This window comes from Sphingobacterium phlebotomi (genome assembly GCF_008180195.1).
Lineage (GTDB): Bacteria > Bacteroidota > Bacteroidia > Sphingobacteriales > Sphingobacteriaceae > Sphingobacterium > Sphingobacterium phlebotomi.
Genome location: NZ_VTAV01000014.1, coordinates 65,136 through 80,127 on the forward strand (window position 1 = coordinate 65,136; position 14,992 = coordinate 80,127).

A 14,992-nucleotide genomic window follows, 5' to 3' on the forward strand; every position below is an offset into this window, starting at 1 on the left:
TATTCATCACCATGATGTTTGTTTTTTGCCGCGGTTAAACAAACCGTTGATGCAAATATAAAAATAATACAAAACGTCAAGTAGCGGAAACCAGATAAGCAAGTCCCGAACAATTAGTTTCGTATATATACGATTAAAAATAAAGAGTTGACTAAGCAAGCGCACGATATATATTCCTAGCGGAATGTACCATAAGTCGGGATATAGCACGAAACACACGATCAGCGCCAGATAAAAAAGTAAAGCAGATAGCAACTGTGTCGCAAGCATGCCTTTATGTTTGCTTTTGTAGCGTGTAGAAGCCCCGGAATGACGAGCTTTCTGTTTATAGTAGCTTTTCCACGTTTTCTTAGGAACGGAGCGTATGTGTGCATCGGCGTGTATAGCGATGTTCACGTTCGTATTGGTTGCATTGTGATTTACAAACAGATCGTCATCGCCGGATTTAATGTGCATGTGCTTATTAAAGCCTTTGCCTTTGTAAAAAAGAGATTTTGTGTAAGCCAAGTTCCGACCGACACCCATGTAAGCATTCCCCTTTAAAGCATAAGATAAATAGCTCATCGCTGTATGAGCCGTTTCAAATCGAATTAATTTATTTAGAAATCCCTTTTGTTTGAAATAGGGAGAGTAACCCAGGACAATTTCTTTTTCAGGAGAGAAAGCTCCCACAATCTCCGCAAGCCATAATGGACTTGCTGGCTGGCAATCGGCGTCGGTAAAAACGAGGTGTTCATGTTTCGCAGCCTTAATACCCATGGTGAGCGCGAATTTTTTGGTGTGTTTTAAACGGATATGTTCCTTGATTTCCACAACCTTTAACCGTTCGGGATATTTCGATGAAAATTCTTTGAGGATCCATTTCGTATCGTCATCCGAACAATCATCGACCAATACCACTTCGAATAGGGGGTAATCCTGTTCCAATAGCTGAGGAAGAAACGATTTTAAGTTTTCCTCCTCGTTATGTGCGCATATAACAACGCTTACCGGAGGTTGCTGAGGAGCCTCCCGGAAAGATTTTATCGAATAAAAGGCTAATTTTCCGTATACAAAATAGATGTAGTAGAGTTGGATAAACAACAAAATACCCAGTACGCCTATGGGTGCATACGGAAGATAAGATAAAAGTTGTTCCAATAGTGCCATATCCTGGAGCAAAGATACGGTGTCTACCATGATAATTGAGCGTAAAAGTTAAGTTTTATTAAGATTTTGGCATGCACTCGTTTCCTCATAATTTTTATCCTATTTTTGCATTGATTTTATTCAAACGGATAAGAGGGATATTACGTATATGAGATTTACACTTCAGGCAGAGGATAAAGCATCTAAGGCACGTGCCGGTGTCTTGGAAACTGCGCACGGAAACATTCAGACACCTATTTTCATGCCTGTTGGTACGGCGGGAACAGTCAAAGCAGTTCACCAGCACGAATTGGTACAGGATATCCAAGCGCAGATTATTCTAGGCAATACGTACCACTTGTATCTTCGCCCCGGTTTAGACGTTTTGCATAAAGCAGGTGGTCTGCATAAATTTAATCATTGGGATGGACCTATATTAACGGATTCCGGCGGATATCAAGTGTATTCATTGACAGAGGTACGTAAAATCAGAGAAGAAGGCGTCACTTTCCGTTCCCATATTGATGGTTCGAAGCACCTTTTTACACCGGAAAATGTGATGGATACACAACGTATCATCGGGGCAGACATCATCATGGCTTTTGATGAATGTACACCCTATCCCTGTGAATACAGTTATGCCCGAAAATCGTTGGACATGACCCATCGCTGGTTAAAGCGCTGTGTAGACCGGTTTGACAATACAGAATCGTTGTATGGATATGAACAAACGCTCTTTCCAATCGTCCAGGGATCGGTATATAAAGATTTACGGGAGAAATCGGCGGAAGTGATAGCATCTTTCCATCGAGATGGTAATGCTATCGGAGGGCTTTCGGTCGGCGAACCAGCAGAAGAGATGTACGCTATGACGGAAGTCGTCACCAACATCTTGCCGCAGGATAAACCCCGCTACCTCATGGGAGTCGGCACACCGATTAATATCCTCGAAAACATCGCGCTGGGTATCGATATGTTCGATTGTGTCATGCCAACTCGGAATGCGCGCAATGGGATGTTGTTTACGCAGAACGGTATTATCAATATTAAAAATGAAAAATGGAAGGCCGACTTTTCGCCTATTGAAGCAGAAAGCGATTTGTTGGTCGACCAGATACATACAAAAGCTTATCTTCGTCATTTAATTAGATCGCAAGAGATTTTAGGTGCACAGATTGCATCGCTGCATAACCTTCATTTTTACCTATGGCTGGTAAAACAAGCCCGAGAGAAGATTATCGAAGGTACATTTTATGACTGGAAAGAGAAGATGGTGAAAGTATTGGGGCAACGGTTGTAGAACATGAACATCATTGATCGCTATATCATTAAGAAATACCTGAGCACATTCGTGTTCACGGTAGCTATTTTTATTGTCGTGATCGTCGTTTTTGATGTCTCGGAGAAACTGGATGACTTCCTCAAATATAAAGCACCGATGTCCAAGGTATTCCTGGAATACTATGCGTTGGGTAGCATCCCCTTTTTCTTGAATATGCTGACGCCGTTAATCAATTTCATCGCGGTGATTTTCTTTACCTCCAAGATGGCAGATCAGACCGAAGTGGTGCCTATTTTGAGTGGGGGAATGAGTTTTAACCGTTTCTTGCGGCCTTATATGATTGCGGCAAGTATTATCTTTTTATTTACGCTCGTATCGAATATCTGGATTATTCCCTACACCAATAAGATTAAGGTAAATTTCGAAAATGTCTATGTAAAGCCACATAAGATTAGCACATCCACGATGTCTACACATATGCAGATTGATTCCAATACATACGTGTACATCGATAATTTTGATACGAAACGAAATATAGGTTATAATTTTTCTTTGGAGAAATTTGACGGCGATCAACTGATTGAGAAGTTGATGGCACAAAGCATTACGTGGGATTCCCTCGCTACAAAATGGAAAATTAAAGACTATACAGTACGGACCGTTGATGGCTTGAAAGAAACGATGGAAAAGGGTGAACTTCGAGATACTACCCTTGATATGTTACCGAGGGACTTCGAAACCTACGATAATGTATTTACCGCCATGGATACCAAAGAACTGAACCAACGTATTGCTAAAGAGGAAACCCGTGGAACGGGTATGATGACCGATTTATTGTTGGAAAAATACAAACGCTATATCGGGCCTTTTTCAGCTTATATCTTAACGTTGATGGGCGTATCACTGTCGTCCAAAAAAGTGCGTGGAGGTATCGGTCTGAGTCTGGGGATTGGTATAGCGCTGAGTTTTACGTTCCTCGTCCTGGTACAATTCTCGACGATGTTCTCTTTAAAAGGAGGGCTACCACCATTGATCGCCATCCTGATTCCAAATGTATTGTTTTTGGTACTGGCTCTCTGGTTAAAATATAAGGCACCGAAATAGTGAAAAATAAAAATGTTCTTATCCTACATTTCACGGTGTTGATTTGGGGATTCACCGGTGTGTTAGGCGGTTTGTTATCTATATCGGCAGTCCATTTGGTGTGGTATCGGGTTCTGATTGCTGCACTTTCCCTTTTTATCTATTTTATCTTCACTCGTAAATCCATACATGTCGCGAAGGAAAAGCTCATACAGTTTTTTATGGTGGGTGGGATTGTAGGTGTGCATTGGGTGTTGTTTTTCCATTCTATCAAGATATCGACGGTTTCGGTTACGTTAGTAACTTTGTCCTCACTGACCCTATTCACATCTATCTTAGAGCCCATCATTAACAAAACGAAAATATCCAAAGCCGATGTGGCGATTGGTTTGGTTATCATATTGGGTATCTATCTTATTTTCAAGTTCGAGTTTCAATATGTATGGGGGATAGTTTTCGGGCTGGGAGCAGCTTTGTGTGCCAGTATTTTTTCTATTCTCAATGCCCGGATGGTGAAAACAACGAGCCCCACCGTCATTACATTTTATGAAATGTTAGGTGCTTTTTTCTGGGTGTCAGTCATTATGCTATTTATGGGCGATTTCAACGAGAAAATGTGGTTGAAAGATGCCGATTGGGCGTATATATTGTTGTTAGGGGTGGTCTGTACGGCCGTGGCCTACGTACTCGGTGTTGCGGTGATGAAGGAATTGAGTGCCTTTACGGTTGCGCTGACGACAAATATGGAACCGATATACGGCATTATCTTGGCTATACTTATTTTTGGACAGCAGGAAACCATGAGTTTTGGGTTTTATATAGGCGCTGTTATTATTTTGGGTGCGGTATTTCTATATCCTTATCTAAAGGTAAAAATAGAAAACAGGGAGAAAAGGTTGATTAATCGGAAGTTGCATTAAAAAAAAGCCGGACATTGTCCGGCTTTTTCTCTTTTGTATTATTAAAACTAAGCGTATGAAACTGCTTTATCTTTACACTCCAATTCGGAGTATCCCATCAAGAATTCATCTACTTTTCTAGCACATTCACGACCTTCGGAGATTGCCCAAACCACGAGAGATTGACCACGGCGCATATCACCTGCTACGAAAACTTTGTCAGCGGATGATTTATATTCGCCTTCTTGCGCTTCAACATTCCCTCGTCCGTCGAGTTTAACACCGAGTTGTTGTAACAGACCTTCATGTTGTGGATGCAGGAAGCCCATCGCCAATGTTACCAATTCACAAGGAATTTCACGCTCAGATCCTTCTACCTCCTTAAATTTCATAGGTCTGCCGAATGCATCGGTTTCCCACTCTAAATCGACTACCAAGGCACCGCGTAGATGTCCTTTATCATCTCCTAAAAATGCTTTGGTGCTTACGCTCCAGAACCGTTGACAACCTTCCTCATGGGATGTCGTGGTTTTTAACAACATCGGGTATGTTGGCCACGGCATGGCTGAAGTACGTTCCTTCGGCGGTTGTGGCATCAATTCGAATTGGGTGACACTTTTTGCCCCGTGGCGGTTGGACGTACCTACGCAGTCAGAACCCGTATCCCCACCGCCGATAACCAAGACGTTCTTATCTGTGGCCAAGATTTCTTCCACGTCGATAGGAGAGTTGCCTACCCGTTTGTTTTGCTGTTTTAGAAATTCCATCGCGTAATGGACGCCTTTCAACTCACGTCCTGGAATGGGTAGATTACGTGGAATCGTTGATCCTCCTGCTAATACAATGGCATCATAATCCTGCAATTCACTGCTAGGAACATTGACCCCTACCTCCGCATTTGTCTTAAATACGACACCAGATTGCTCCATAACTTCCACGCGGCGGTCGATGACCGACTTATCCAACTTGAAATCGGGGATACCGTAACGGAGCAAGCCGCCTACTTTATCATCACGCTCGTATACGACCACATCATGACCCGCTTTGTTCAATTGTGCAGCAGCGGCAAGGCCGGCAGGGCCGGAACCCACTACGGCTACGCGCTTTCCTGTCTTGATATAGCTTTTATTCGGCTGTACGTAGTTTTTCTTGAAGGCGATTTCAATAATATGCTTCTCAATCTCTTCGATAGCAACTGGTGGTTTGTTGATGCCTAACACACAGGCTGCTTCGCAGGGTGCTGGGCAGATTCTTCCCGTAAATTCCGGAAAGTTATTGGTGGACACCAAGATGTTATACGCTTCTTCCCAACGAGCGTCATAAACGGCGTCGTTGAACTCAGGAATCACATTCCCTAGTGGGCATCCCGAATGGCAAAAAGGAATGCCGCAATTCATACAGCGTGCCGCTTGATGATTCAGCTGATCGTCGGAATACAGTTTTACAAATTCCTGATAATTTTGTTTTCTGCTCTCTACAGATTCTTTCTGAGGAAGCGCTCTTTCAAATTCTAAAAATCCTGTTGGTTTTCCCATGACTACTTTTCCTCCGCTAATTAAGCTTCCACTAATTTTTTACGTAACACATTTTTGTATTCGCGTGGGAATACTTTGATAAACTTACCCTTTTCGCTTGCCCAGTTTTGCAAGATGAAATTGGCCCGCTCACTGTTGGTGAGGTGTATATGGCGTTTCAGCAAAGCGATAATATCGTTTTCATCTGCGGTGTCTAGCGGATCAAGGTCTACCATTTCCTGATTGCAATTCTCACGGAAGTTGCTCGCTATATCGTAAATCCAAGCGATACCGCCGCTCATTCCGGCGGCAAAGTTACGCCCTGTTTCGCCTAGAATTAATGCACGGCCCCCAGTCATATATTCACAACCGTGGTCACCGATACCTTCCACCACAGCAGTAGCTCCGGAGTTTCTTACCGCAAAACGTTCACCCGCCATACCGTTGATGAAGAGGTGGCCCGATGTTGCACCATACAAGGCAACGTTACCAATGATAATATTTTCATGGGCTACTAGCGGGCTGTCGTCTGTCGGATAAATAGCAAGCTGTGCTCCGGAAAGACCTTTGCCCACATAATCGTTGGCTTCACCTTCCAGTTCAAACGAAAGCCCTTTCGCTGCAAAGGCGCCAAACGACTGACCTGCAGAACCTTCAAACTTGAAGTTAACGGTATTGTCCGGTAATCCATCTGCACCATGTACTTTTGATACCTCATTCGATAACAGTGTACCAATGGTACGATCTGTATTTTTCACTTTAAATGTGCCGAATACAGGTGTCTTTGTATCGATAGCAGGTTTCGCTTGGTTCAATAATCCCCAATCTAAAATCATACTCATGCCGTGATCCTGCTCTTGCGTGTTGTACAGGCTTTCAGATGGCTCATTTCGAGCAACGTGCAATATTTGGGAGAAATCTATTTTGGCCGCTTTCCAGTGCTCTATATTTTCGCGTTTCTTCAAGAACTGTGCACGGCCCACCATCTCGTTTATCGTACGGAAACCAAGCTGTGCCATCGTCTCGCGTATTTCTTCTGCAAGGAAGCGGAATAAGTTGACGATATCTTCGGGTTTGCCGGAGAATAACTTCTGTAATTCGGGATCTTGTGTAGCGACACCGACAGGGCAGGTGTTGAGATGACATTTGCGCATCATGATACAGCCACCAGCAATCAGCGCTGCTGTAGCCACGCCCCATTCTTCGGCACCCAATAAGGTCGCTATAACAATGTCACGTCCGGTTTTCATTTGTCCGTCAGCCTGCAATACCACCCGGCTCCGCAATTTGTTTTGCACAAGCGTTTGGTGCGCCTCGGCTAGTCCCAACTCCCATGGTAGGCCGGCGTGTTTAACAGAACTTAATGGTGATGCGCCCGTACCACCATCGAATCCGGCGATTAAAATCACATCCGCATGTGCTTTTGCAACGCCTGCAGCAATAGTACCCACACCAGCTTTAGAAACCAGTTTTACATTGATTCTTGCTTGACGGTTCGCATTCTTTAAATCGAAAATTAATTGGGCAAGGTCTTCGATAGAATAAATATCGTGATGCGGTGGAGGAGAAATCAATCCTACACCCGGCGTTGCGTGGCGTAAACGAGCAATAAACTCATTTACTTTATGTCCCGGCAACTGTCCTCCTTCGCCCGGCTTTGCGCCCTGGGCCATCTTGATCTGAATCTCATCCGCTTCCGTCAAGTAATGCGATGTCACACCAAAACGTGCAGATGCCACCTGTTTGATAGCAGAACGCATCGAATCACCGTTAGGCAATCGTTTAAACCGGATCGCATCTTCACCACCCTCACCTGTGTTACTTTTCGCACCGATACGGTTCATCGCGATAGCAAGGGTACTATGTGCTTCCGTAGAAATCGAACCCATAGACATTGCTCCGGTAGCAAAACGTTTCATGATGCTTTCCGCAGGCTCTACTTCTTCCAGGGGAACCGGTGTTCTGTGTTTCGCAAAATCCAATAACCCGCGCAACGTATACATCCGTTCTTTTTGGTTGTTAATTAAGGCTGCGTATTGTTTATAGGATTCGAAATCACCGGTGCGGCAAGCCTTTTGTAAAAGGTGTACCGTTTCGGGGTTCCATAAGTGGCGTTCTCCTCGGCGTTTCCACTGATAAACACCTCCTTCTGGTAATAATTTCTGTTCTACACGTGATTGCCCAAAAGCTCGCCAATGTTTGGATAGAGCTTCTGCTGCAATATCATCTAAGGTCAATCCCCCGATACGGGAAACCGAACCACAGAAATATTGATCTACAACGGATTTTTCAATACCGAGGACTTCAAATATTTGTGCTCCGTGGTAGGATTGTAGTGTCGAGATTCCCATTTTTGAGAATATCTTTAACAAGCCTGCACAGATAGCTTTTACATAATTTTTTCGTAATTCTTCCCAGCTCAATTCTGTTTCGATCTGTCCTAGTTCTTTCATGGTACGGATCGACGCTAATGCCATATAAGGATTGATTGCCGTTGCTCCGAAGGCTAACAGACAAGCAAAATGGTGTACTTCCCAAACATCGCCGGCTTCTACTACTAAACCTACTGCGCCTCTGTTTCCTGTCTTAATAAGATGGTGATGCACAGCCGATATCGCTAAGATCGATGGAATAGCACAATGTTGGGAGTCGATGGCGCGATCGGAAAGAATGATGACTTCAAAACCATCGCGGACCGCATCATCGGCATATCGGCATAGTCTTTCCAGACCGGCCTCCAATGAACCTGGTTTACCGTCTGCTTTGAAGTAAAGTTGTAATGTTTTCGCCTGGAAGATACCCGTGTCGATAGAACGTAGTTTTTCTAATTCGCTCGACGTCAATATCGGATGCTCTAAGGTTACACAATGGCAGAATTTTTTGTCTTCTACCAAAATATTACCTGCATTGCCGATGAATGTTGCTAAGCTCATTACCAAACGTTCCCGAATCGGATCGATAGGTGGATTGGTAACCTGTGCAAAGAACTGTTTGAAATAGCTGGACAGATGCTGTGGTTGGTCCGATAGAATAGCCAACGGAACATCTGTACCCATGGAGCCAATAGGTTCGTAGCCTGTCAACGCCATCGGCGTGATGATGCTTTCTAAGTCTTCACGTGAATAGCCAAATGCCTGCTGGTATTTAAATACTGATTCTTTTTTAAGATAGGTGTAGGTAACACGTGGTTTTTCCAATTCCGCCATGCGGATTTTGTAATTATCCAACCATTCGCCGTAAGGTTGCTGACGGACGAGCTCGCCTTTGACTTCTTCGTCGGAACGAATGCAGCCTTTTTCCATATCCACGACGAAAATTTTTCCGGGTTGTTGACGACCTTTCTTGATGATGAGGCTTTCCGGTACCGGTAATGCACCAGCTTCCGAAGCCACGACTACGCGGTCATCAGACGTGACGGCGAAGCGTAGCGGTCTCAAACCGTTGCGGTCCAGCGTGGCGCCAATAGTGTTGCCATCTGTGAAACACAAAGCAGCAGGACCATCCCATGGCTCCATCAATGTCGCATGATATTCATAAAACGCTTTTTTGAGTGGATCCATTTGGGTGTTGCCATCCCAAGCTTCCGGTACGAGCATGAGCATCACATGCGGCAAGCTCCTTCCGCTATGTAAAAGCAATTCTACGACGTTATCCAAACAAGCAGAATCCGATTGTCCACGATCTACTACAGGAAGCAGAATTTGCATCTCTTCTTCTGTAAAGTAAGGAGAAGAAAGTGCTCGCGCGCCGGCATAAAACCAGTTTAGGTTTCCGGTCAAGGTGTTGATTTCACCATTGTGTGCAATATTGCGGAACGGTTGTGCCAACGACCATGAAGGAAAAGTATTCGTAGAAAAACGCGAGTGTACCAATCCGAATGCCGATACCACACGTGGGTCTTTCAAATCTTCGAAATACGTACCGACTTGATAGGTGGTCAATTGTCCTTTATATACGATGGTCTTGCATGAAAGCGAAGCGATATATAAAGGTAATGGGTATGTTTGTTGTTGTTTGATTTTCTGGATGATGAGGCGTCTAAGAACGAAAAGCTTCCGCTCAAAATCCGCTGTGGTAGATACACCATCAGGGCGGGAGACAAAAAACTGAACAATCTCGGGTTCTGCGCTCAATGCCGTTGGACCGATACCCTCCCGATTAACCGGAACATCACGGAAGCCTAGAAATTTCATGCCGCGTTCTTCCGTAGCTTCGACGATGGCATTACGGCATAGCTGATTTAACTCTTCCTCCTTTGGAAGAAACACCATACCCGCGCCATAATAGCCCGGCTCTTCTAATTGAATGCCGAGGTTTATACACTCTTCCCACAAAAATTCATGTGGCAATTGAATCATAATTCCAGCTCCGTCACCACTTTCAGGGTCGCAACCACACGCCCCTCGGTGTTCCATGTTTTCCAACATAGTCAACGCATCCTTTACCTGCTGATGCGACTTCTTGCCTTTGATGTGGGCCACAAAACCAACACCACACGCATCATGCTCAAAGTCAGGATTATACAGCCCTTGTTCCGGTAATCTTTCGTTTGTCATTTCTCTCCTCAAAATATTTTGTTGCTAATATATGAATAAAAAATGTTTTTCGTTGTAAATTTTATAAAAAAAATGATTCGGTGTTGATGTATTTGTAATTTAATATCCTTTTTTTGCGGAAATCGCATTTGTTATTTAGATTCTGTCTAGGTTTTTATCAGTCGGGTAATTCCATGATAATATATTATTTATCTCTCGTCGCCCGCGTTCATAATAAAATCTCTGAAATTCTCTTTGGTCACCACATGAACATCTGCCTGATATGCTTTAACAAAGCTTGAGGGGATATTTACTTTTGCTTTTGGGTTCCATTTGAATTCAAACCCGATAATTTCTCCATTCGATTCTTCAACATAATCCATTTCCTGTTGCTGTTTGGTTCGCCAGAAATATTTGTTGCAATAGCGTTGGTGGTAATGATTTCGTTTGAGTCTTTCTGACATTAGAAAATTTTCCCATAAGGCCCCGATATCGTTCCGCAATCCGATTGGGTTGAAATTGTGGATCAGGGCATTGCGGATACCATTATCATAGAAATAAATCTTTCGGTTCGTTTTGATTTCGTTACGGAGGTTGCGACTAAATGATGTCAGGGGGTAGATGATATACGAAAGTTCCAGTAAATGGATATAGCTTGAAACGGTGTTTTTGTCGACCCCGGTTAGCTGTGCAATTTCGTTATAACTAACTTCGCTTCCTACCTGAAACGCCAACGCTTGAAGGATTTTCTCCAAAATCTCTGGTTTCTTGATATTCGAGAAAGATAAGATATCTTTAAACAGGTAACTCTGCGTAATCTCGTTCAGAATCTCCCGCTCTTCGCCTATGTTATTGATTACATCCGGATAAAAACCATAAATCAAACGGTTTTCGATATCTCTTGTAGCATCTAAATAACCGACTGATTTTTCATATTCCTCATAAGACACAGGAAAAAGAAAATGCTCGAATTTTCTACCTGTAAGCGGTTCGTTTGTTTGATTGCGAAGCTCAAAAGCTGATGAACCGCTCATAATTAACTGTACAGCTTTGAACTGATCATGAATAATTTTCGCCGTAAGCCCTATGTTTTCAATCCTCTGGGCTTCATCTATGAAAACAATTTTGGAATTTCCGATGATGCTCTCGATTTCCTTCGTGTTAGGGTTGGTTAGCTTTTCTCTTACCAAAGGATCATCACCATCGAGAAACAAAAATTCTGCTCCTTTTAATACTTCTCTAATAAGCGTTGTTTTCCCGACCTGTCTTGCACCGATCAGTATAATCGTCTTTCCTTTGAACAACTTTGCCGAAATCGTATTTTTAATCGTTCTTTCAATCATAATTCTTTTCAATTCACCAAAAGTAATGCTTTTTAGTGAATTAATTCACCAAAAGTAATTCTTTTTGGTGAACGAAAGCCATCTTTTACTTCCATCGCATTATTTGTCGTCCAGCGGATAATGCTTGTCGACATACTGCTTCACGCGTAACGCTCTTTGGTAAACTTCTTCGGAGGCATAGTGCACGCGGTTGTATTGTTCAGAAACCTCTTCGCCATACTCGAAATATTGCTGTTGGAGGTTACGTGTAGTACCAATTATGCCAAAAAACTCCTGTTGATCGCGATCTAGTGACACGATATCTACGGAAACATCATTGTAATGGCGAAAAACCTGGTGTATCAGTTTGTCGCCCTCGTCGTCCTGTTCGTCAAACCAGTCCTCCTTTTCATAGATATGGTCTGCCCAGTTGTCGAACCACTGCATTTCGGTTGTAATCTGTTTATGCAGCTCTCTAAGGTCTTCATTATGGCTATCAACCGCCGTGTAGAAATCGACTATATCGATCGTAAACCGTTCTCCCATATCGGGGAGTTCCACGTTATCGACCAGTTTAAAAGCTGCTTCGATAAAATCCAATTGCTGTTTTATAGGAGCAAGTCGGTATTCGAGTTCGGCCGTCTTCACGTCGATCTCCAAAAAAGCATCTTTATGGCGTAATAGATTTTGTTTCGTTTCCCAGGTCCTATCGTGCATACGGTAATAGGCTTCCAGCGCCTTTATTTCGAAATCCAGTGCTTTCTTTTTTAGATCGAATTGGAGGATGATGGGGCGTAGCGGATGTTCTTTTACGATCTCTTTCATGTCAGTCGGTTTGTTGCTGGAAAATGGCTGCCGTTATTTCTATCTCACTATAAAGATAGGAAATAACGGCGCCTTTTCTCGTGTTTGTTATGCTTCTGCATCTTGTTCTATTACTTCTATATGTTAGAAGTTCATTTATTAGTCTCAAAAAATGGTGTTCCGAAGAACAAAGTTAAACTACGTAGCTCGATACGACGGCACTGTAGTTCGGCTCGGGATTGATGCCCACATAACTGGCGCGGAATTCATATTCTTCAAACATCTCCAAGCCTTCCAGTATGCAGGTGGACTTGCTGCAGAACTGCGTAGACCATTCGGCTTCACCTTTTTTACGGGAGTCAAAGCGGTACATACGGGCTCCTTTCCAGCGGTCAACCTTCAATTTGATGCGACGTGATCCGACCTGTTGCGGTTCGGCAACCAGATGTGTAGCCTTCGGTACCGGTCCGGCGTAGGATTGGGCTCCTTTAGGAAGCGCGAAGCCCGAAGCCAATATCAAGTTCGCGTCTTTGTTGGCGACCGTGTCCACATATTTTGCCAGTTCACTAAGTAGATATTCGAGCTGCTTTTTCTTGTCTTTCCTGATGCGGACCGCCCGGCCGTCGCGATAGGCGGCTTCCGTAGCCGATAGGCGGAAATCGATCAGTGCAGTTTCAATCGTATCCAGTCCCGGTACAGGTTCGGGATAGATTGTTACAGCTTCTCTCATGTTGGTGATAATCTGCTCTGCATACTGCATCAGATTATCGTCTTTCAATCTTTGCGATTGTGTCGTTGGTTTGTTCATTGTTTTACATTTTTAAAATTAAACATTCATTTATTTGTTGCAACGATACAAACATAGGGTATCGGTCTGGCGCCGAGGGGGCAATTTTGTGACAAATTCGGGGGATTCCCGAAAAACTTTTGTCACAAAATTACCCCATGAAATGTGTGTTTAAGTGTGTTTTTTTTTGGATAAACAGGGTTTATGCTGTATTGAAGGCCGTTTATTCGGGGAAACAAATTGAAATATGACCAAAGTGAAAACGCATTACATTGCAAAAAAAGAGTGCTCTTTTTTTGCAATTGCGTGATACAATTTCTTTTTATATCGATACATCGGGATTTTCTATCGATCTTTTTTCTTTTGGAAAGGCTATGATGTTGCTCTGTATCGATCATATTTTGCATCTTATTGATAAAGCGCAAATTTATAGGAGTATTGTACAACAAAGTATGCATACCACATAAAATTATATCGATAGTACGTGAAAAAGTAGTGATACTAAGCAAAACACGATGGATACAACGCAAATAATTATCACTCCTTTTTGGGATAATATGTATATAATACGATAGGATAGTATTCTTTTTTTCGAATGTAGGGCTATTAAATAAAAAAGGAAGGTTACCATGCTGCGAACTATCCATCATTTTTTGCGAATGTTTAATGCTTTTTCTTCTTTTTGGGTTTTCGGCGTATTTCCCGTTCTTTTGTAGGGGAATGACCGAAGCATTGTACGAATTGCCGGTAGAAATACTTTGCCGTTGAAAAATTCAGCTGAAAGGCAATGCCATCCACGGACATGTCCGTTTCCCGCAGCATTTCACGGCCTTTATATAGGCGGATAGTCTGGATGGCCTTATGGATGCTTGTGTGTTTACCTTCAAAGGCACGGTATAGCTTTCGTGGCGTGATACCTAAACTCTCCGCAATAGTATCTCTATTGATATCTTCGTCCATATAGTGTTCGGCGATATAGTCGATGGCTTCATGGTAGATCACAATATCTTCTTTGTGAAGCGAACGGGCCTTATCATTCAGATCCTGATGGTATACATCGATAAGCTCGCAAAAAAGACAATGGACTTTGCTGTGCAACGAAAAGGGGGTATCTGTGCATTGTCCGATCTTTTCGAAGATCTGCTTGATGCGATAGCCGATATTTATACTGGAAAAATAGGGTTGATCTGCAGTTGTAGGTTTTGCAAGCCGCGGCCACTCCGATGTAAAGGCCGCTGTATCGTTGACTTTCACTCCTAACAGCACCATCCAGGTTTTCCCGGCCTTTAGCTGTATTTTGTGGGCATCGCGTATATTGTAAAAGCCTCTATATTCACTGGCGGACAAGGCTGTATGTGGTAACGAATCCCGTTCGGAATGTCCCAAAAACTGAAAATGTAGCCAAAAGAAGTTTGGCGTAAGGATCTCCAGATTCCAGTCCGCCTCGAATGTTCCCTTGGCTTCGATGACATGGAGATCTTCCACTTTTCTGGAAGCCATATACTGTTTTCCGGTCCAAACGCTAATATCTGTTTCTGTCAGAAAATTTAGATGTAGAACCGGAGGAATACTGTCTGCAACTTCAGATTTAAGTTGTGAAATACGAAGATGATCACCGATATATATCATGTCAAAGAA

At 43.2% G+C, this 14,992-nt stretch carries 10 protein-coding genes; 3 read left to right on the forward strand and 7 right to left on the reverse strand.

Annotated features, from left to right (window positions below):
* Positions 1–6: 6 nt before the first annotated feature.
* Positions 7–1,179, reverse strand: a complete 1,173-nt coding sequence (locus FXV77_RS16805; protein ID WP_246162500.1) for a glycosyltransferase — start codon at positions 1,177–1,179, stop codon at positions 7–9.
* A gap of 118 nt (positions 1,180–1,297) precedes the next feature.
* Here FXV77_RS16805 and tgt point away from each other — a divergent pair, with 118 nt between their 5' ends.
* The 3 genes from tgt to FXV77_RS16820 are packed head-to-tail and all read left to right on the forward strand — an operon-like array spanning position 1,298 to position 4,413.
* Complete coding sequence (tgt, locus tag FXV77_RS16810) at positions 1,298–2,428, forward strand: tRNA guanosine(34) transglycosylase Tgt (protein WP_148920401.1); 1,131 nt, start codon at positions 1,298–1,300, stop codon at positions 2,426–2,428.
* Between the two features lie 3 nt (positions 2,429–2,431).
* Complete coding sequence (locus FXV77_RS16815) at positions 2,432–3,514, forward strand: LptF/LptG family permease (protein WP_148920402.1); 1,083 nt, start codon at positions 2,432–2,434, stop codon at positions 3,512–3,514.
* Entirely contained in the window at positions 3,511–4,413 is a 903-nt protein-coding gene (locus FXV77_RS16820) for a DMT family transporter (protein WP_148920403.1), read from the forward strand. The genes FXV77_RS16815 and FXV77_RS16820 overlap by 4 nt, the downstream gene beginning before the upstream one ends.
* Positions 4,414–4,460: 47 nt before the next feature.
* Here the strand turns inward: FXV77_RS16820 and FXV77_RS16825 are convergent, their stop codons facing one another.
* From FXV77_RS16825 to FXV77_RS16850, 6 genes are all read right to left on the reverse strand, one after another.
* Positions 4,461–5,927 carry a glutamate synthase subunit beta gene (locus FXV77_RS16825; RefSeq protein WP_148920404.1) on the reverse strand — a complete coding sequence of 489 codons (1,467 nt, stop codon included), beginning with the start codon at positions 5,925–5,927 and terminating at the stop codon, positions 4,461–4,463.
* 20 nt (positions 5,928–5,947) lie between these two features.
* Complete coding sequence (gene gltB / locus FXV77_RS16830) at positions 5,948–10,462, reverse strand: glutamate synthase large subunit (RefSeq protein ID WP_148920405.1); 4,515 nt, start codon at positions 10,460–10,462, stop codon at positions 5,948–5,950.
* 188 nt (positions 10,463–10,650) lie between these two features.
* Positions 10,651–11,784 carry an ATP-binding protein gene (locus FXV77_RS16835; protein ID WP_148920406.1) on the reverse strand — a complete coding sequence of 378 codons (1,134 nt, stop codon included), beginning with the start codon at positions 11,782–11,784 and terminating at the stop codon, positions 10,651–10,653.
* Positions 11,785–11,883: 99 nt separating this feature from the next.
* Positions 11,884–12,588 (reverse strand): hypothetical protein, encoded by a 705-nt coding sequence (locus FXV77_RS16840; protein ID WP_148920407.1) that lies wholly within the window; start codon positions 12,586–12,588, stop codon positions 11,884–11,886.
* Positions 12,589–12,760: 172 nt separating this feature from the next.
* Positions 12,761–13,375 (reverse strand): hypothetical protein, encoded by a 615-nt coding sequence (locus FXV77_RS16845; RefSeq protein ID WP_148920408.1) that lies wholly within the window; start codon positions 13,373–13,375, stop codon positions 12,761–12,763.
* A 642-nt stretch (positions 13,376–14,017) separates the two neighbouring features.
* The gene (locus FXV77_RS16850) at positions 14,018–14,983 is read right to left on the reverse strand and encodes a helix-turn-helix domain-containing protein (RefSeq protein ID WP_148920409.1); all 966 of its coding nucleotides are present in this window, start codon (positions 14,981–14,983) and stop codon (positions 14,018–14,020) included.
* Positions 14,984–14,992 lie beyond the last annotated feature (9 nt).

Coding starts and splice junctions, on each gene's coding strand:
- FXV77_RS16845 (WP_148920408.1), bottom strand. CDS start 13,375: ATGAACAAACCAACGACACAATCGCAAAGATTGAAAGACGATAATCTG.
- FXV77_RS16840 (WP_148920407.1), bottom strand. CDS start 12,588: ATGAAAGAGATCGTAAAAGAACATCCGCTACGCCCCATCATCCTCCAA.
- FXV77_RS16815 (WP_148920402.1), top strand. CDS start 2,432: ATGAACATCATTGATCGCTATATCATTAAGAAATACCTGAGCACATTC.
- FXV77_RS16850 (WP_148920409.1), bottom strand. CDS start 14,983: ATGATATATATCGGTGATCATCTTCGTATTTCACAACTTAAATCTGAA.
- tgt (WP_148920401.1), top strand. CDS start 1,298: ATGAGATTTACACTTCAGGCAGAGGATAAAGCATCTAAGGCACGTGCC.
- FXV77_RS16835 (WP_148920406.1), bottom strand. CDS start 11,784: ATGATTGAAAGAACGATTAAAAATACGATTTCGGCAAAGTTGTTCAAA.
- gltB (WP_148920405.1), bottom strand. CDS start 10,462: ATGACAAACGAAAGATTACCGGAACAAGGGCTGTATAATCCTGACTTT.
- FXV77_RS16805 (WP_246162500.1), bottom strand. CDS start 1,179: ATGGTAGACACCGTATCTTTGCTCCAGGATATGGCACTATTGGAACAA.
- FXV77_RS16825 (WP_148920404.1), bottom strand. CDS start 5,927: ATGGGAAAACCAACAGGATTTTTAGAATTTGAAAGAGCGCTTCCTCAG.